This window comes from Dehalococcoides sp. UCH007, from assembly GCF_001010485.1.
GTDB classification, from domain to species: Bacteria; Chloroflexota; Dehalococcoidia; order Dehalococcoidales; family Dehalococcoidaceae; genus Dehalococcoides; species Dehalococcoides mccartyi_A.
In genome coordinates this window covers 355,993-373,336 of the sequence record NZ_AP014722.1, presented here as the reverse complement: position 1 = coordinate 373,336, position 17,344 = coordinate 355,993, and the positions used below count along the sequence as shown (strand labels likewise).

Sequence of the window (17,344 nt, the reverse complement as noted above, 5' to 3'; positions counted from 1 at the left end):
TCAGGCCTCCTTAGCCGTGCGGTAAATGGACTGACCAAGAGTAAAAGCGTTGTTCCCCTGAGAGTCAATAGCCACTATAGCCGGAAAATCCTCCACCTTTAGCGCCAGTATAGCTTCAGCTCCAAGTTCAGGGTAAGCCACCATGCGGCTTTCTTTGATACACTGAGAGAGGAGTGCCCCCGCCCCGCCTATAGATATAAAATAAACAGCCTTTTTACTTACAATAGCCCGGCTGACCTCAGCCGAACGGTTGCCCTTGCCGATAATAGCCAATAATCCGGCATCCAGCAGTTCCGGGGTATAGCGGTCCATCCGGCTACTGGTAGTAGGGCCGGCTGAACCTATAACCTCACCCGGTTTGGCAGGCGAAGGGCCCATGTAGTAAACAGTCTGGCCTTTAAGGTCAAAAGGAAGCGGTTTGCCCTGATTAAGGGCTTCCACCAGCCTTTTATGGGCGGCATCCCGGGCAGCATATATGACACCGGATATCAGTACCCTGTATCCGGCCTGCAATTTTTCCAATTCAGATTGGTCAAAAGGGGAATTCAGCTTTATACCAGATATCATAGCACCACCTCACCATGGCGGGCACTATGGCACTGCAGGTTTACCGCTACCGGCAAACTGGCAATATGGGTGGGTACGGCTTCTGCCATCACTCCCAGAGCCGTAACCCTGCCGCCTAAGCCAAGCGGGCCTATACCCAAGCCATTTACCCGTTTCAGCACCTCGGCTTCCAGAGCCGCCACCTCAGCCTCAGAGTTGGGTACACCCAGCGGCCGAAGCAAAGCCTTTTTAGCCATAAACATGGCCCTTTCGGCAGTTGCCCCTACCCCCAACCCTATAATAATAGGCGGACAGGGACTGCCGCCGGCATTTTCCACTGTTTCCAGCACCGCCTCTATCACCCCTTCACGCCCTACCCCGGGCTTAAGCATGAAAAGGCGGCTCATATTCTCCGCCCCGCTTCCTTTTGCCATGAAACTGAGTTTCAGGCGGTCACCGGGAACTATTTCGGTATGAATAACCGCCGGAGTATTGTCTTGGGTATTTGCACGTGCGGAAAACGGCTGAGCGACAATGGATTTCCTGAGGTAAGCCTGCTCGTACCCCTGCCTGACACCCAGATTTATAGCATCCGTAAGGCTACCATTTATATGCACGTCCTGCCCTGCTTCGGCAAAGACAATGGCCGTACCGGTATCCTGGCAGAGGGGTATTTTTTTCTCCCCCGCAATACGGGCATTTTCAAGCAAACTCAGAAGTATATCCCGCCCGGCAGGAGACACCTCAGCTTCATATGCTTTATGTAAAGCTGTTAAAATGTCATCACCCAAGCTGGTGCTGGTTTGGATAATAAGCTCCGAGAGAGCCTCACTTATTTGGGATGAATCTATCTCCCGCACTTATTTGCCCTCTAGATACTCGCTGGCCTTTACAAACAGGTCTCCGGCCTGTTTCATTTTGAAGGCACCCTCTTTACCTTCTTCGCGATTTTGTTCGGTAAGGAGCTTCACGTAATGACCACAAGCCTGCTGATAAAAATGCATAGCCTTTTTATATGAATCCCGGGCGTTTTTAACATTGTCAGCTTCGGGTTCGGGCAGGGTATCAAATCTTTCTAAAGCGGGAAGCAGGGTTTCTTCCGCTTCCTTCAAAGCGGCAACTTTCTCTTCCAGATTGCCGTTTATGACCACATCTTCAAGCTTGTAAACCGTATCATCCAGCTCGGTTTTGAGCTTTAAAAAAGCATCCAGAAATTCTTTATCATTACTCACTGCATTGTCTCCTTTAACCCTATTTAAGCGAAAGTGCGGCTATCTGTCCCTTTACCACTTCGGCAGAAGCCAACAGGCTGGCATTTTCCATCTTATCTAACGGCAAGGTGATAATTTCCTGTATGCCGCCTTTGCCCAGCTTTACCGGCACGCCCAGCACAATATTTTTCAGGCCGTATTCGCCATCCAGCACCGCGGCACAATTCATAACCTTTCCGCTGCCCGTAAAAATAGCCTCCACCATGGCAGCTACTGAAGCAGACGGGGCATAAAAAGCGCTGCCGGTTTTAAGGAAAGCCACTATCTCGGCACCGCCGTTAACTGCCCGTTTGGCCAGTTCATCTGCTTTTTCAGCCGAAACCAGTTCGGACAGGGGTTTGCCGTTCACCAGTGTAAAACGGGGCATGACCACCATGCTGCCGCCGTGTTCGCCCATTACGCAGGGTGTAACAGCCGAAGGTTTTACCCCAAGCTCACGGGCTACAAAGGTAGCCAGACGCCCTCCGTCCAGCACGCCGGAAAGACCCACCACCCGTTTCCGGGACAGGCCTGAAAGTTTCCAGGCCAGATAGGTCATGGTATCCACCGGGTTGGAAACAACTACCAGAGTGGCTTCGGGGGAGTATTTAAGGCAGTTTGAAACCACATCGGTCATAATCTTCTGGTTTATAGCCAGCAGTTCCTCACGGGTCATGCCCGGTTTGCGGGCAATACCGGCGGTTATCACCACTATTTCAGAGCCGGCTGTTTCGGCATAATCATTGCTGCCGGTAATGGTATGGCTGAAACCAAGTATATTGGCAGACTGGGAAATATCCAGAGCCTTACCCTGGGGAATACCCTCCACCACGTCCAGCATGATCACGTCTGCAAAGTCTTTTTCTATAAGGCGCTGGGCAAGTGTTGCACCCACATTGCCGGCACCTATGACACTAATTTTGGGCATTTATTTTCTTCCTCACCTGTTATCACTTCAGGCAGCTAAGCCTGAGGGTACAATACCCATAAGACTACCCGCACTTTTATTTCATTTTGGCTATTATGGCGTCTGCCACCTGCGAAGTGCCTACCGCCGCCGCCTGTTTGTCAGGTGAAAGCATATCATAGGTAACACTCTTGCCTTCGGCAATAACAGCCGCAATAGCATTTTCCAGCTTGTCAGCGGCCTTTTCCTCTTTCAGATAGCGAAGCATCAGCACCCCGGAAAGCATCATGGCCATGGGGTTTACTTTATTCATCCCCTTGTACTTGGGGGCAGAGCCATGGGTAGGCTCAAACAGGGCGTACTCATCACCGATATTAGCACCCGGGGCAACCCCCAGGCCGCCCACCAGCCCGGCACACAAATCAGACAGAATGTCCCCGTACAAATTTGGGCAGACCAGGATATCAAACTGGGAGGGGTTCTTAACCAGCTGCATAGTCATATTGTCTACAATACGGTCTTCAAACTCTATCTCAGGGTATTCCTCGGCCACCTTGCGGCCTATAGCCAGGAAAAGCCCGTCAGAGTATTTCATGATATTGGCCTTGTGGACAGCCGTAACCATTTTGCGGTTGTTTTCTTTGGCATATTTAAAAGCCCAGCGGAATATGCGTTCGGTGCCGAACACGCTGATAGGCTTTATGCTGATACCCGAATCCGCCCGTATTTCAACCTTTTTATTCTCTTTAATAAACTCTATAAGCCTTAGGGCTTCGGGGCTGCCCTTTTCAAACTCAATACCGGCATACAGGTCTTCCATATTTTCACGCACGATAACAATATCCACATTGTCATAGCGGGAGGGAACACCGGGATAGGTCTTGCAGGGGCGCAGGCAGGTATAAAGATTTAGAGCCTTACGCATACCCACATTTACACTTCTGAACCCTGAGCCGACCGGGGTAGTCACCGGCCCTTTAATGGCAACCTTGTTTTTACGAATGGACTCAAGAACCATATCCGGCAGAGGCGTGCCATATTCGGCTACCACATCCGCACCGGCATTTACTATCTCCCAGTTAAACTTTACACCGGTAGCTTCCAGTACCCGGCGGGTTGCCTCAGATATTTCAGGGCCAATCCCGTCACCGGGTATAAGGGTTACGTTATGAGACATCAGAATAAAACTCCTTAAACTTCGTTAAGCTTGAAATCACCGTATTTCTTTATATAGGGCATAACACCGCCCTCATCAAGTATCTTCAGCATGGCGGGGGGTATCTTGCCAAATGTCAGCTCTGCCCCGTTAGTACGGTCATATATTTTGCCGCCCTTAAGGTCTACTTCCAGTTCATCCCCTTCGGCAATTTTATCGGTATCACATATAAGTACGGGCAGACCCAGATTTATGGCGTTGCGGAAGAAAATGCGGGCTACCGACTTTGCCAGTACCGCACTTACCCCGGACATTTTAATAATCAGCGGGGCGTGTTCACGCGAAGAACCCAAGCCGAAGTTGTTGCCGGCTACCACAAAATCACCCGGTTTTACCCTTTGGGCGAAAGTGGGGTCTGCATCTTCCAGCACGTGCTTGGCCAGTTCCGGCAGATTGCTCCGCAGGTGCACCAGACGGCCGGGTGCAATATGGTCAGTGGATATGCTATCACCAAACTTAAAAGCTTTGCCCTTAAGCATTACATTACCTCTCTGGGGTCTGAAATTTCACCCTTGATGGCTGATGCCGCAGCCGTTGCCGCACTTGCCAGATAAATAAACCCTTCGGGGTTGCCCATCCGTCCTTTGAAATTGCGGTTGGCGGTGGAAAGACAGACTTCCCCGTCTCCCAAAACACCCTGATGGACACCCAGACAGGCACCGCAGCCGGGCGGCATAACATTCGCCCCGGCCTGCACCAGTATTTCTATATATCCCAGGCGGATAGCTTCCAGATACACTTTCTGAGAAGCAGGCGTGACTATCAGGCGGGTTTGGGGATGGTGCCTATGGTTCTTAAATATAGCCGCTGCCACCGCCAAATCATCCAGACGCCCCCCGGTACAAGTGCCGATAAACACCTGGTCAAGCTTGGTACCTTTAAGCTCACGGGCAGTAGCAGTATTGTCAACAGTGTGGGGTTTGGATACGGTGGGTTCAAGGGCGGTTGCGTCTATTTCTATCACCCTTTCGTACACTGCATCTGCATCAGCTGCCAAAGGCTGGTAGTCAGCCTCACGCCCTACCGAACGCAGGTATTCAAGTGTTTGGCGGTCAGAAGGGAAAAGACCTACTTTAGCCCCGGCCTCAACCGCCATATTGGCGATAGTCAACCTTTCAGCTGTCGTCATATTATTAACCACATTACCGGAAAACTCCAGAGCTTTATAGGTAGCCCCGTCCGCCCCGATAAGCCCGATAAGATGCAAAATAAGATCTTTGGCATAAATTCCGTGTTTAAACCGCCCGTTAACTACTACTTTAATAGTCTCCGGCACCCGGAACCATGTCTTGCCCAGGGCAAAGGCCACCGCAATATCAGATGAACCCATACCGGTGGAAAAAGCGCCCAAACCGCCGGCGGTAACCGTATGGGAATCTGCCCCGACAATCACATCACCCGGTCTGGCCAGCTTTTCGGCTACCAGCTGGTGACAGACACCCTCGCCTACATCAAAAATGAGCGCCCCGGTATCCCGGGCAAACTTGCGGAGCAGGATATGGTCTGTTGAAAGCTGTCTTTGGGGGCTGGGTGCGGCATGGTCCAGAAAAAGGGCTGTCCGTGACGGATTAGCCAGTTTGGTAAAGCCGTTGTCCCAAAATTCCCTGACAGTCAGAGGGCCGGTGGTATCCTGAACAAAGGCCAGGTCCACCTTGGAGACTACTATGTCTCCGGCGCTGGCATCACTGCCAGACTTCAGGCTGAGTATTTTTTCTGCTAGTGTTTTCCCCATGTTTTGTTTATGCAACCTTCCTTTACAAAGGTATATTCCCGTGTTTCTTAGGCGGATTTGCCAGCACCTTGTTTTCCAGAGAGCGCAGGGCTTTTATTATTTTGCTCCTGGTATCCGCCGGGTCAATTACGTCGTCTATATATCCCAGCTGAGCCGCCTGATAGGGGTTGGCAAAGTGTTCCCGGTATTCGTCAAGCAATTTCTGGCGGGTTTCGTCCGGGTTTGCAGACTCGGTAATAGCCTTACGGGATATAATATTTACCGCCCCTTCCGCCCCCATGACCGCCACTTCACTGGCCGGCCAGGCATAGTTTATATCACCCCTGAGGTGCTTACTGCTCATAACAATATACGCACCCCCGTAAGCCTTGCGGGTGATAACCGTTATCTTGGGCACAGTTGCTTCCGCATAAGCATAAATCAGCTTGGCACCGTGCTTGATAATACCGCTGTGCTCCTGGTCTGTACCCGGCATAAAACCCGGCACGTCTACAAAACTGACCAGCGGTATCTCAAAGGCATCACAAAAGCGGATAAACCGGGCTGCTTTGAGTGATGCGTTTATGTCTATAACACCGGCCATATGCGAGGGCTGCTGGGCGACAATACCCGCAGGCTGCCCGCCCATACGCACAAAGCCGACTATTATATTCTGGGCAAAATGCTTGTGAACCTCAAAAAATTCTTTCTCGTCAGCTACTTCGGTAATAACTTTTTTCATATCGTAAGCCCGTTTGGGATTATCCGGTATTATATCCCTGAGGTCACGGGTTTTGCGTTCTTCATTATCCTTATTTTTGCCGCGGGGAGGTTTGTTGCGGTTACTCTGGGGTAGGAAACCCATCAGCTCCCTTATCTGTTCAAAACACTCCTTTTCATTTTCGCACAGGAAATGGGCTACCCCGCTTTTCTTAGCGTGGATTTCCGCTCCCCCCAGTGCCTCATGGCTGATATCTTCCCCCGTTACCGCTTTGATAACATCCGGCCCGGTAATATACATCTGGCTTATGCCCTTAACCGCAAAGATAAAGTCTGTCAGAGCCGGAGCATAAACCGCACCTCCGGCACTTGGGCCCACCACTACCGATATCTGGGGAATAACCCCGCTGGCAATTGTATTGCGGAGAAGTATATCCCCCACCCCGCTCAGACTGGCGACGCCCTCCTGTATACGGGCACCGCCTGAGTCATTTATAGCAATCAGAGGCGCACCCGCCCTGATAGCCATATCTATAACCTGGGCTACTTTCTGGCCTACCACTTCGGAGATAGAGCCGCCCAAAACAGTAAAATCCTGGGAGTAGGCAAAAACCAGCCGCCCGTTTACCAGACCGCTGCCGGTTACCACCGCATCTCCCGCGTTCCGCTGTTTTTCCAGCCCAAAATCACGGCAGCGGTGGGCGGCAAAAGCTCCCAGTTCGTTAAATGTTCCTTTGTCAAAGAGCAATTCTATACGTTCACGGGCAGTTAACTTGCCCCGTTTATGCTGAGCATCTATCTTGGCTTCTCCGCCGCCCATTTCCGCCTGTTTTTTAAGGCGGTTCAGGTTGTCAAGTTGATCCTGTACAGCCACACACTTCCTCCACCCAAAACTCTCGTAATGATAACACAGCCCATTACCAAGGGCAACTGAACTCACGTTTGTATTGTACGTAGATACAGGTGCAAACTGCCCTTAAGTACATCTGCATATGCCGTAAGTATTAGTACTTATTTTTACCAAATTCGTTGCTAATCAAGATTTATTTGAGATATACTTTTTATCAAGGGTAATCCATGCCAGCCAAGTAAATCTTGCGGAGGTGCATTATGGACAAGCCCGTAAACAAGGCATACACCCCCGTACTCTCCCTGTACGAAGCAAAAAGAGAAAACCTTATCCCCATTCTGCTGGCTTTCCAGCGCAAGTTTTCTTACCTTTCCCGTGACATGATGCAATCGATATCTGTTTACGTAGGCGTACCCGAAAGCTCTGTTTACAATATAGCCACTTTTTACAGCCAGTTCAGGCTTGAACCACCGGGGATTCACAAGGTGCATGTTTGCCGGGGAACAGCCTGCCACGTAATGGGGGCGGAAAGACTGCTTAGGAATATTGAAAAACGGTTGGGCATCAAAGCCGGCGAGACCACTCCTGATAATGAGATAAGTCTGGATACTATCAACTGCGCCGGTATCTGCGGGCTGGCACCTACCCTGGAGGTAGACGGCAAACTTTATACCCGCCTTGACGGCAGCAGCTTAAACCGCATACTGGGCAAAAAGAAAAGATAACCCTCGCCAAGTGCGCTGACAGCCGTTATAATAAAGCCGTTATGCTTTATACAGGTACGGATATTATTGAAATCCGCCGCATCAAAGCGGCCCAAGCCCGCTGGGGAGAACGTTTTTTGAACCGCATATTCACCCCGGCTGAACTGTCTTTATGTAAAGACCGCCTGCCTTCACTGGCAGCCCGTTTTGCGGCTAAAGAAGCAGTCATAAAAGCCCTCAGCCTGCCTAAAAACCAAAGCTACTCAGAGATAGAAACCCTGAATCTGCCTGACGGACAGCCGTCAATAAATCTGTACGGGCAGGCACTGGCCAAAGCTGGTCTTCTTGGTATCAAGCAGCTGTCTGTCAGTCTATCCCACTGCCGCGAATACGCCATTGCAATGGTAGTTGCCCAAGACTGAAAAACCCACACCTTCCGCCTGACAAATTTTGCTTTTTACATTTTCCCCAAACACTTTATCCCAAATTGTAAAAAGTGCTAGAATGGTAGCAGCTAGACAACAGGAGAGATAATATATGTCCGGACATTCCAAGTGGGCTACTATAAAACATGCAAAAGGTGCGGCTGATGCCAAACGAGGCCAGCTGTTTACCAAACTCTCACGCGAAATCATCTTCGCCGCCAAACAGGGCGGCCCCAGCCCCGAAGGAAATGCCCGCCTCCGCCTGGCTATACAAAAAGCCAAAGACAACCGCATGCCTTCAGACAATATTGAACGGGCTATCAAAAAAGGTTCCGGGGAACTGGAAGGAACAACTGTCATTGAGATGGTTTTGGAAGGTTATGGACCAGGAGGCGTTGCCGTACTGGTGAACGGTATGAGTGACAACCGCAACCGCACCGTTTCAGATGTCCGTCACATGTTCTCAAGAAGCGGCGGCAGTTTAGCTGAATCCGGGGCGGTATCCTGGATATTTGAGGCTAAAGGGGTCATCGGAGTGGAAACGGTGGGGCTTGATACCGATGACCTTTCCTTAAAAGCCATCGATATGGGAGCGGAAGACGTAAACGTAGAAGAAAACTACATGGAGATATATACTGCCATGCCGGATATGGAAAAAGTCCGCCAGCAGCTGGAAGCCCAAGGCGTTACTGTAGATTCAGCCGAAATAAACATGATACCCAAAAATACTGTTAAACTGGACGAAGAAACCTCCCTACAGGTTTTAAAGCTGCTGGACAAGCTGGAGGAACTGGATGATGTCCAGACTGTTTCTTCCAACGCAGATTTTGACCCCGAAGTAGTGGAGAAATACCACTCTCAGGCTTAGTTTATGAGAATATTGGGAATAGACCCCGGCACAATAGTAGTGGGATACGGCGTTATTGAGGCCGCAGATGATGAGCTGTCACTGATAGGTTTTTCCAGCCTTACCCCCCCTGCCAGCGCACCCGTACCTCAGCGTTTGGCGTATATATATAAAGGACTGGTGGAAGTGATTGAACTATACCAGCCGGACGAAGTAGCGGTGGAAAGCCCGTTTGCAGATAAAAATATTAAGAGCGCTCTTGCCATTGGCAAAGCTCAGGCTGTAGCCCTGCTTGCGGCCGCCAACCACAGTCTGTCAGTTACCGAATACAGCCCCGCCTGTATAAAAAGCCGGGTAAGCGGTTCAGGCAATGCCTCCAAAGAACAGATACAGGAAATGGTGCGCCTGCTGTTAAATCTGGCTGAAATACCCCAGCCCAATGATGCCGCTGATGCCCTGGCAGTAGCTATCTGCCACCACAGCCACAGGGCTTTTGCAAATATAACATCACAGGGAGACTGAAATGATTTCAAGTCTGAGCGGTATTCTGGAAGCCAGCGGCAAAGACTGGGCGGTAATAAATGTATCCGGAGTGGGTTTCCGCACCTATATGCCGGCTTCCTCGCCTGCCCTTATCGGCGAACTTGGGCAGAGAGTACGGGTATTTACCCACCTCCATGTCCGCGAAGACGCCCTGAACTTGTTTGGTTTCGGCACAGCCGAAGAGCTCTCCCTGTTTGAAACCCTTATAGACGTAAGCGGCATAGGCCCCAAACTGGGTTTAGCCATGCTTTCCGCCATGAATGCCGAAGCTCTGGCTTCCGCCATTATAAGCGGCAATACAGAGCTTCTTTCCACTATACCGGGTATAGGTAAAAAGACCGCCAGCCGTATTGTGCTGGAACTTAAAGACAAGATAGCTAAAAGCTGGGAGGCAGGTATCCTCAGCCAGGTTACCGAAGCCAATTCGGATATTTTAGCCACCCTGACCGCGCTGGGATACTCCGCAGGCGAAGCCGCCAAAGCTATTGCCAGTCTGGAAGATATCACAGGCCTGCCGCTGGAAGAACGGATAAAACTGGCGCTTAATTATTTCAACAATAAGTGACCTCCCCGGATTGCCCCCGCTCATCCAAATGTTTATAATTTTAATATGCCTGATTTCAAAATAGTTTCGGATTTCGCGCTTACCGGTGACCAGCCCCAGGCGGTGGAAAAACTCTCTGAGGGGCTGGTACACGGGCTTACAGACCAGACCCTGCTGGGGGTTACCGGCTCCGGTAAAACTTTTACCATGGCAAATGTAATTGCCAGAGTAAACCGTCCCACCCTGATAATCAGCCACAATAAAACTCTGGCTGCCCAGCTTTACTCCGAAATGAAAGAGTTCCTGCCCGAAAATTCGGTTGAATACTTTGTAAGTTATTATGATTATTACCAGCCCGAAGCTTATGTCCCCCAAAAGGACATGTATATTGAAAAAGACGCTGACATAAACGAGGAAATTGATAAACTCCGCCATGCGGCCACCCGCGCCCTGTTTGAACGGCAGGATGTGGTTATAGTAGCCTCGGTTTCCTGCATTTACGGTTTGGGTGAACCCGAAGAATACCGCAGTTTCGTACTCCCTTTGAAAAAAGGACAGTCCCTGAGGCGTGACCTTATACTGCGGCGGCTGGTGGATATGCAGTATGAGCGGAATGACATAGATTTCTTCCGCGGCAAGTTCCGCCTGCGGGGAGATACCCTTGAAATCCAGCCTGCCTACGAAGAACTGGCTCTCAGGGTGGAGTTTTTCGGTGATGAGATAGAACGGATAGTCGGCCTTGACCCGGTAAGCGGCGAACTGCTGGCTGACATAGATGAGATAAATATCTACCCCGCCAAGCACTTTGTAACCTCAGCCGAAAAAATGGCCGAAGCTATAAAGGGTATTCAGGCCGAGCTTGAAGACCGCCTGAAGGAACTGGAAGCCGAGGGCAAAATGCTGGAAGCCGCCCGCCTGAAGCAGCGCACCAATTATGACCTTGAAATGATGCAACAGGCAGGGTATTGCTCCGGGGTGGAAAACTATTCCCGCCACCTGGCAGGACGGAAAGCAGGCAGCGCCCCCTGGACACTGCTGGATTACTTTCCGGAAGACTTTCTGCTGATAGTTGATGAGTCCCATATGAGCCTGCCCCAGATACGGGGTATGTATGCCGGAGATGCCGCCCGCAAGAAAACCCTGGTGGACTACGGCTTCCGCCTGCCCTCAGCTATGGATAACCGCCCTTTAAGCTTTGATGAATTTAAAGCCAGAGTCAAACAGGCTATTTACGTATCAGCCACACCCGGCCCGTATGAAAAAGAACACTCCCAGCAGGTAGTTGAGCAACTGGTACGCCCCACCGGGCTGCTTGAACCGGTTATAACCGTAAAACCCACCGGCGGCCAGATAGATGACCTGCTGGAAGAAGTAAAAAAACGGGTAGATAAAAAAGAACGGGTGCTTATCACTACCCTTACTAAAAAAATGTCTGAAAAACTGGCTGATTATCTGGTGGAAATGGGAATAAAAACCCATTATCTGCATTCGGAAGTAGACACGCTGGAACGGGTGGAAATCCTGCGTGATTTGCGGCTGGGAGTTTATGACGTTATAGTTGGCATAAACCTGCTCCGCGAAGGGCTTGACCTGCCAGAAGTCAGCCTGGTGGCCATACTGGATGCCGACAAAGAGGGTTATCTGCGGAGTGAACAGGCCCTTATCCAGACTATGGGACGGGCCGCCCGCCACGTGGACGGGCAGGTTATCATGTATGCAGATAAAATCACCGGGTCTATGCAGCGGGCTATGGACGAAATCAGCCGCCGCCGCAAAATACAGGAAGACTATAACCGCCTGCACAATATTACCCCGCAGGGTATCCGCAAGGCTATCAAGGATATAAATGAACGTATCCGCTCAGTCACCGCCGAAGTCAGCGGCCCCGAATTCAGGCCTGCCCCCACTCTCAGGGAAGACATTGTCCGTTTGATAAAAGAACTGGAAAGCCAGATGAAAAAAGCGGCCAAAAATCTGGAATTTGAACGGGCTGCCCTTATCCGTGACAGGGTGGTGGAACTGCGGGCGGCACTTGAAACAGACCCCGTAAATAAAAATGAAAGAACCAAGTAAAAACCCCTTAACCCGTCAGGAACGGCGCGAAGAAAAGCTGGAAAGCCGCCGCCGCAAGATGACCCAGCACGGCAAAGGTCTGGCCAGAGTTTACAAAGACGCTGTTGAAAAAAAGACTAAATAAAAGCCCTGATTTAAATCAGGGCTTTTATAATACAGAGTAAGCTGTTTATTTAATACTCATCTTTAGGCACTTCGGCTTTGCCGTCATCACCCTCAATAGCTTCCCGCAGTTCATCTGCCAAACGGGCGGCTCTGGGGTAACCGATATGCATCTTCCTTTGTAAAAACGAGGCTGAAATAATATTGTTATGCTCTGATATAAGTGCCATAGCCTCATCAAACAAAGGGTCTTTGCTTTTGCTCTTTTGGGCAGGCGGCGGCGCGGTAATCTCCTCAACCTTCAAAGCTTCAGATGGAGAAATATCTTTCTGGTTGGTCCAGAAATATATCAGGCGTTCACTCTCGGCATCCGAAACATAACAGCCCTGCAGGCGTTTGGGTTTGGCTGCCTCGGTGGGCATATAAAGCATATCGCCCCGCCCCAGCAGTTTTTCCGCCCCCACCATATCCAGAATAGTCCGCGAGTCTACCTGAGAGGTAACCGCAAAACTGATACGGGTGGGGAAGTTAGCCTTGATAAGCCCGGTGATAACATCTACTGACGGGCGCTGGGTGGCCACCACCAGGTGAATACCCACTGCTCTGGCCATCTGGGCCAAACGACAGAGGATATGTTCAACCTCATCAAAACCGGCCATCATCAGGTCAGCCAGCTCATCTATTATCAGCACAATAAACGCCATCCGGTCAGAACCCATGCGGGTCTTGTTGTAACCCTCGATATTACGCGAACCGGCGGCGGCCAGTGTCTGATAGCGGCGGTCCATTTCGGCCGCCAGCCAGCGCAGGGCGGAAAGGGCTTTTTCCACGTCTACAATCACCGGGGTAGCCAGATGGGGCAAGCCGTTAAAGGGGGTCAGCTCCACCCGTTTGGGGTCTATCATAATAAACTTTACGCTGGAAGGCGTATTGTTAAGCAGCATACAGCAGATAATAGAGTTTAAACAAACTGTCTTACCCGAACCGGTAGCACCGGCAATAAGCAGATGGGGCATCTTGGTAAGGTCTCCCGAAACAGCCTCACCGCCTGCACCTTTACCCAAAGCCAGGGCCAGGGGTGAACGGGCCAGTATCTTCTGAAAAGTATTGGTCTCCATGACGCTCCGCATAGATACCACCCCGAATGAAGTGTTGGGCACTTCTATACCCACTATGGATTTACCCGGCACCGGGGCTTCAATGCGTAAACTAGGAGCAGCCAGAGCCAGAGCCAGGTCGTTTGCCAGAGAGGCAATCCGGTCAACCTTGACCCTTGTCTTGGAAACCTCCACCTGGCGGGAAACAGTCTCCCCGTCTTTGTCACGCTCTTTAACTTCTTTAAACTTGCGGTCCCAGCCCGGTTCAACCCCGAATTGGGTAACGGTAGGACCGGCATTTATCTGGATAACCTTGCCCTCCACCCCGTAGCTGGCCAGGGCTTCTTCAATAGCCCGTGCCCGCTGCAGATTATCCGCTTCCGAAAAACCTATTTCGGTAGTTTTATCCAGCATTTCTATAGGCGGCAGTTTCCAGCCGTCCACCTCGGCTATCCCCTCAGCCTCACCATATTTTTTCCAGACTTCGGAAGCTATCTGCTTGCGGTCTGCATCAGTGCGCTCATCAGCCGGTTTAGGTTCTTTAGCGGCAGCCTCCGGCGGCATATTGGGAAGCTCGGTCTGGGGAGTACTTTTAGCCGCCAGCGGGTTTTTTACTTCTACTACCCGTGATTCAGCTTTGCCGAAAGACGGCAGCTTTATAGAGGGCAGTTCTATCTTAGGGGCAGCTTTTTCAGGCAGAGGTCTGCGTGCCTCTTCACCCATATCAATACGGTCTTCATCACCGCCGAATACAGGGCGGCTGACTACCGTACGGTCAAGGCGGGCCACTTCGGGCATATTAGAGCGGCGGGAGGGGCTGAAAATGCCCCTGAAAAGCCCGCTGAGGCTTCGCCAGACTGCACCCGGAGCTATAAGGATAACCCCCAGTACAATCAGAGCCAGCACCCGCATAAACCCGTTTATATCAGCGTTACCGCCAAGTATGCTTAGACCTATATCACCGCCGGCATCCATCATACCCAGCATTCCCCAGGCCGCCAGAATCAGCACTACCCCGCCCAGCCATTTGTTCCAGAGATTTAAGCGGTAACGGTGAGCCCATTCGGACATCTGGTCAAACCTGAGAGCCACAATAGCTATAATAATACCCAAAAGAATAAGCAGCAGCCCCCAGCCGAACAACCCGGCCGTACCGCTGCCGAAATTGGCAAAAAAGTCCATTACGCCTTCCCACTGCCAGACCACAAAGGCCATAGCCGAAGCTATCAGCATAACCCAAAGCCAGGAAGCCCCACCTTTGACCGGGGTATTTGAAAAAGCCTTCTTAGCAGCGGGTTTTTTAGCCTTGCTGCGTACCGGAGCGGTTTTTTTAGACGGACGGGCAGTTACCTTAGCCGCAGATTTAGCTCTGGGCCGGGCATTCCGCAGGGTTTCTCTAGGGTCTTCTTTTTTAGGCATATCAACCTCATTTACAAACCTACACTTTTACCATAACCGGAATAACCATAGGACGCCGTTTAGTCTGCTCGTAGTAAAACTTATTCAGCGTTTCTTTGACGTCATTATACATAGCCCCTTCGGGAATGTCTTTACCGTCATGGTCAAGCAGCTTGATTATAAGGTCACGGCTGGCATCCAGCATGGCTTTAGATTCATCAGGGTCAACAAAACCTCTGGAAACAATATCCGGCCTGCCTACCAGCATACCGGTTTGCTTGTTGATAGCTACAATCGCCACCACAATACCATCCTGCGAAAGCATACGGCGGTTGCGGAGTACCACCCCACCCACATCACCCACGCTAAGACCGTCTACATAAACATTGCCGGAGGGAACTTTGCCGGTAATACGGCCGGACTTGGTATTAAGCTCCAGTATATCCCCGTCTTCCATAATAAAAGTATTTTCCGGGGCAACACCCATAGTCCGGGCAAGCTCCGCATGCATGGTTAAGTGGCGGTATTCGCCGTGTACAGGCACAAAATACTTGGGCTTGACCAGATTAAGCACCAGCTTCAGTTCTTCCTGGCTGGCATGCCCGTGTACATGCACTTTGGCTATGCGGTCATAAAATACCTTAGCTCCCTGGCGGAACAGGCTGTCTATAGTGCGGCTCACCAGTGACTCATTGCCGGGTATGGGCGAGGCCGAAATAATTACGGTATCACCTTTCATTATATGGACATGGCGGAAATCACGGTTGGCTATCCGCACCAGTGCGGAAGTAGGTTCACCCTGAGAACCGGTAGTCATCAAAACCACTTTTTCCGGAGGCACACGCTGAAGCTGGTCTATATTGCAGACCAGACCTTCGGGCACTTTAAGGTAACCCAAATCAGCCGCCATTTTATGAATCTCAGTCATACTGCGGCCGGCAAAAAAGAGCTTCCGCCCGTATTTGGCAGCGGCATCAATAACCTGCTGCTGGCGGGAAATAAGCGAAGCAAAGGTGGTCACCAGTACCCGCCCTGTAGCCGCCCCGATAATACGGTCAATATTTTCGCCCACCACAGTTTCCGAGGGGGTATAACCCGGCAGCTCCACATGGGTGGAGTCTGACATCAAAAGCAGTACTCCACGCGAGCCCAGCATAGCCAGACGTGACAGATTGGTGGGCTTGCCGTCTACCGGCGTATAGTCCAGTTTGAAATCCCCGCTGTGGACTACCGCCCCGATAGGCGTCTGAATAACCAGCCCCACAGAGTCCGGCAGACTGTGGCAGACCGGATAAAAGTCCACTTTGAGTTTACCCAGCTTGAAAGTGCCGTCAGACGGGATAACATTTATCTTGGTCTGGTGCAGCAGCTTGGCCTCTTTCAGCTTTACTGAAATAAGCCCTTGGGTAAGTTTGGTGCAATAAATAGGTACATTTATCTGGGGGAGTATATAAGGTAATGCCCCTATATGATCTTCATGACCATGGGTAATTACAATGCCCCGCACTTTTTCGCGGTTTTCCAGCACGTATGAAATGTCAGGTATAACCAAATCTATACCCAGCATTTCTTCTTCCGGGAACATCAGCCCGCAGTCTATGAGGATAATATCCTCCCCATATTCTACAGACATCATATTCTTGCCTATCTCACCCAGGCCACCCAGAGGTACAATCTTCAGTTTAGGTTTTGCCATACTTCGTTAGAACAGGTCTAACTGCCGGGCAGGAGGCTCTTTGGGAACTGAAAGTGCCTCAGCATGTTCCAGCTCTGCAACTAACCCCGGTATCCGGAGCATATCCTGCTCAATCTCCTTACGTAAGCCCCCCTGATGCAGAGCTGCGGCCGGGTGGTACATAGGATAATAAATTATCCCGTCCCGTCTCATCGGCTGACCATGAATCTTACTTATGGTAATACCGGTGAAATACCTGGCCATAGAATACCTGCCCAGAGTGACTATTATTTTTGGTTTTATTATTTCTATCTGGCGGTCCAGAAAATTGCGACAGGCAGAAATCTCGTCCGGCAAGGGGTCACGATTGCCCGGCGGACGGTCTTTAACTACATTGGTAATATACACATCTTCCCGTGTAAGACCTATAGAGTGGATAAGCTCCGTAAGGAATTTGCCGGCTGCACCTACAAAAGGACGCCCCTGCTGGTCTTCGTTAAAGCCGGGGGCTTCGCCAATAAACATAATCTTGGCATCGGCATTCCCTTCGCCGGGGACAGAACGGGTGCGGGTGGTATGAAGGTTACAACGTACACAGCGGGTTATTTCCGAATATACGCCCTTGAGTAATTCTTCTTTATCGTGCATTATATTATTTATCTGACATCTAGCTGCCTAATAGGGTTATGATAACACTGTCAATATGTCAAGTCAATTTGATATAATATCCCTTGCG

18 protein-coding genes are annotated in these 17,344 nt (G+C 50.7%); 7 read left to right on the top strand and 11 right to left on the bottom strand.

The window, feature by feature from the left end:
• The 8 genes from UCH007_RS01945 to UCH007_RS01910 form a co-directional block, all read right to left on the bottom strand.
• Nucleotides 1-567 carry a Fe-S-containing hydro-lyase gene (locus UCH007_RS01945; RefSeq protein ID WP_046960921.1) on the bottom strand — a complete coding sequence of 189 codons (567 nt, stop codon included), beginning with the start codon at nucleotides 565-567 and terminating at the stop codon, nucleotides 1-3.
• On the bottom strand, nucleotides 564-1,406 hold the full coding sequence (locus UCH007_RS01940) for a fumarate hydratase (protein ID WP_046960920.1): 843 nt from the start codon (nucleotides 1,404-1,406) through the stop codon (nucleotides 564-566). The genes UCH007_RS01945 and UCH007_RS01940 overlap by 4 nt, the downstream gene beginning before the upstream one ends.
• Complete coding sequence (locus tag UCH007_RS01935; RefSeq protein ID WP_012881723.1) at nucleotides 1,407-1,778, bottom strand: hypothetical protein; 372 nt, start codon at nucleotides 1,776-1,778, stop codon at nucleotides 1,407-1,409.
• 19 nt (nucleotides 1,779-1,797) lie between these two features.
• On the bottom strand, nucleotides 1,798-2,724 hold the full coding sequence (mdh, locus tag UCH007_RS01930; RefSeq protein WP_046960919.1) for a malate dehydrogenase: 927 nt from the start codon (nucleotides 2,722-2,724) through the stop codon (nucleotides 1,798-1,800).
• 76 nt (nucleotides 2,725-2,800) lie between these two features.
• Nucleotides 2,801-3,880 carry an isocitrate/isopropylmalate dehydrogenase family protein gene (locus UCH007_RS01925; RefSeq protein ID WP_046960918.1) on the bottom strand — a complete coding sequence of 360 codons (1,080 nt, stop codon included), beginning with the start codon at nucleotides 3,878-3,880 and terminating at the stop codon, nucleotides 2,801-2,803.
• Between the two features lie 14 nt (nucleotides 3,881-3,894).
• The gene (locus UCH007_RS01920; RefSeq protein WP_023651995.1) at nucleotides 3,895-4,398 is read right to left on the bottom strand and encodes a 3-isopropylmalate dehydratase small subunit; all 504 of its coding nucleotides are present in this window, start codon (nucleotides 4,396-4,398) and stop codon (nucleotides 3,895-3,897) included.
• Complete coding sequence (locus UCH007_RS01915; protein WP_046960917.1) at nucleotides 4,398-5,651, bottom strand: 3-isopropylmalate dehydratase large subunit; 1,254 nt, start codon at nucleotides 5,649-5,651, stop codon at nucleotides 4,398-4,400. The genes UCH007_RS01920 and UCH007_RS01915 overlap by 1 nt, the downstream gene beginning before the upstream one ends.
• 22 nt (nucleotides 5,652-5,673) lie before the next feature.
• A complete protein-coding gene (locus UCH007_RS01910; RefSeq protein WP_023651993.1) occupies nucleotides 5,674-7,224 on the bottom strand; it encodes an acyl-CoA carboxylase subunit beta in 1,551 nt (516 codons plus the stop codon).
• Nucleotides 7,225-7,460: 236 nt separating this feature from the next.
• Between UCH007_RS01910 and UCH007_RS01905 the strand changes: the two genes are divergently transcribed.
• The 7 genes from UCH007_RS01905 (at nucleotide 7,461) to UCH007_RS07775 (ending at nucleotide 12,460) form a co-directional block, all read left to right on the top strand.
• On the top strand, nucleotides 7,461-7,925 hold the full coding sequence (locus UCH007_RS01905; RefSeq protein WP_046960916.1) for a complex I 24 kDa subunit family protein: 465 nt from the start codon (nucleotides 7,461-7,463) through the stop codon (nucleotides 7,923-7,925).
• A 41-nt stretch (nucleotides 7,926-7,966) separates the two neighbouring features.
• Nucleotides 7,967-8,326: a holo-ACP synthase gene (gene acpS, locus UCH007_RS01900; protein WP_041330666.1), complete on the top strand. Its 360-nt coding sequence runs from the start codon at nucleotides 7,967-7,969 to the stop codon at nucleotides 8,324-8,326.
• A 115-nt stretch (nucleotides 8,327-8,441) separates the two neighbouring features.
• On the top strand, nucleotides 8,442-9,197 hold the full coding sequence (locus UCH007_RS01895; RefSeq protein ID WP_041330665.1) for a YebC/PmpR family DNA-binding transcriptional regulator: 756 nt from the start codon (nucleotides 8,442-8,444) through the stop codon (nucleotides 9,195-9,197).
• A gap of 3 nt (nucleotides 9,198-9,200) precedes the next feature.
• Entirely contained in the window at nucleotides 9,201-9,698 is a 498-nt protein-coding gene (gene ruvC / locus UCH007_RS01890) for a crossover junction endodeoxyribonuclease RuvC (RefSeq protein WP_023651989.1), read from the top strand.
• 1 nt (nucleotide 9,699) lies between these two features.
• On the top strand, nucleotides 9,700-10,284 hold the full coding sequence (gene ruvA, locus UCH007_RS01885; RefSeq protein ID WP_023651988.1) for a Holliday junction branch migration protein RuvA: 585 nt from the start codon (nucleotides 9,700-9,702) through the stop codon (nucleotides 10,282-10,284).
• A 45-nt stretch (nucleotides 10,285-10,329) separates the two neighbouring features.
• Nucleotides 10,330-12,336, top strand: a complete 2,007-nt coding sequence (gene uvrB, locus UCH007_RS01880; RefSeq protein WP_046960915.1) for an excinuclease ABC subunit UvrB — start codon at nucleotides 10,330-10,332, stop codon at nucleotides 12,334-12,336.
• Nucleotides 12,320-12,460: a hypothetical protein gene (locus UCH007_RS07775; RefSeq protein WP_010936217.1), complete on the top strand. Its 141-nt coding sequence runs from the start codon at nucleotides 12,320-12,322 to the stop codon at nucleotides 12,458-12,460. Before uvrB ends, UCH007_RS07775 begins: the two co-directional genes overlap by 17 nt.
• 49 nt (nucleotides 12,461-12,509) lie before the next feature.
• Here the strand turns inward: UCH007_RS07775 and UCH007_RS01875 are convergent, their stop codons facing one another.
• The 3 genes from UCH007_RS01875 to UCH007_RS01865 are packed head-to-tail and all read right to left on the bottom strand — an operon-like array spanning nucleotide 12,510 to nucleotide 17,256.
• Nucleotides 12,510-14,954: a DNA translocase FtsK gene (locus tag UCH007_RS01875; protein WP_023651986.1), complete on the bottom strand. Its 2,445-nt coding sequence runs from the start codon at nucleotides 14,952-14,954 to the stop codon at nucleotides 12,510-12,512.
• Between the two features lie 19 nt (nucleotides 14,955-14,973).
• On the bottom strand, nucleotides 14,974-16,629 hold the full coding sequence (locus UCH007_RS01870; protein ID WP_010936215.1) for a ribonuclease J: 1,656 nt from the start codon (nucleotides 16,627-16,629) through the stop codon (nucleotides 14,974-14,976).
• A 6-nt stretch (nucleotides 16,630-16,635) separates the two neighbouring features.
• Nucleotides 16,636-17,256, bottom strand: coding sequence for a uracil-DNA glycosylase (locus tag UCH007_RS01865; RefSeq protein WP_023651984.1), 621 nt, complete (start codon nucleotides 17,254-17,256; stop codon nucleotides 16,636-16,638).
• Nucleotides 17,257-17,344 lie beyond the last annotated feature (88 nt).

Coding starts and splice junctions, on each gene's coding strand:
- UCH007_RS01945 (WP_046960921.1), bottom strand. CDS start 567: ATGATATCTGGTATAAAGCTGAATTCCCCTTTTGACCAATCTGAATTG.
- mdh (WP_046960919.1), bottom strand. CDS start 2,724: ATGCCCAAAATTAGTGTCATAGGTGCCGGCAATGTGGGTGCAACACTT.
- UCH007_RS01925 (WP_046960918.1), bottom strand. CDS start 3,880: ATGTCTCATAACGTAACCCTTATACCCGGTGACGGGATTGGCCCTGAA.
- UCH007_RS01920 (WP_023651995.1), bottom strand. CDS start 4,398: ATGCTTAAGGGCAAAGCTTTTAAGTTTGGTGATAGCATATCCACTGAC.
- UCH007_RS01915 (WP_046960917.1), bottom strand. CDS start 5,651: ATGGGGAAAACACTAGCAGAAAAAATACTCAGCCTGAAGTCTGGCAGT.
- UCH007_RS01905 (WP_046960916.1), top strand. CDS start 7,461: ATGGACAAGCCCGTAAACAAGGCATACACCCCCGTACTCTCCCTGTAC.
- acpS (WP_041330666.1), top strand. CDS start 7,967: ATGCTTTATACAGGTACGGATATTATTGAAATCCGCCGCATCAAAGCG.
- UCH007_RS01895 (WP_041330665.1), top strand. CDS start 8,442: ATGTCCGGACATTCCAAGTGGGCTACTATAAAACATGCAAAAGGTGCG.
- ruvC (WP_023651989.1), top strand. CDS start 9,201: ATGAGAATATTGGGAATAGACCCCGGCACAATAGTAGTGGGATACGGC.
- ruvA (WP_023651988.1), top strand. CDS start 9,700: ATGATTTCAAGTCTGAGCGGTATTCTGGAAGCCAGCGGCAAAGACTGG.
- uvrB (WP_046960915.1), top strand. CDS start 10,330: ATGCCTGATTTCAAAATAGTTTCGGATTTCGCGCTTACCGGTGACCAG.
- UCH007_RS07775 (WP_010936217.1), top strand. CDS start 12,320: ATGAAAGAACCAAGTAAAAACCCCTTAACCCGTCAGGAACGGCGCGAA.
- UCH007_RS01875 (WP_023651986.1), bottom strand. CDS start 14,954: ATGCCTAAAAAAGAAGACCCTAGAGAAACCCTGCGGAATGCCCGGCCC.
- UCH007_RS01870 (WP_010936215.1), bottom strand. CDS start 16,629: ATGGCAAAACCTAAACTGAAGATTGTACCTCTGGGTGGCCTGGGTGAG.
- UCH007_RS01865 (WP_023651984.1), bottom strand. CDS start 17,256: ATGCACGATAAAGAAGAATTACTCAAGGGCGTATATTCGGAAATAACC.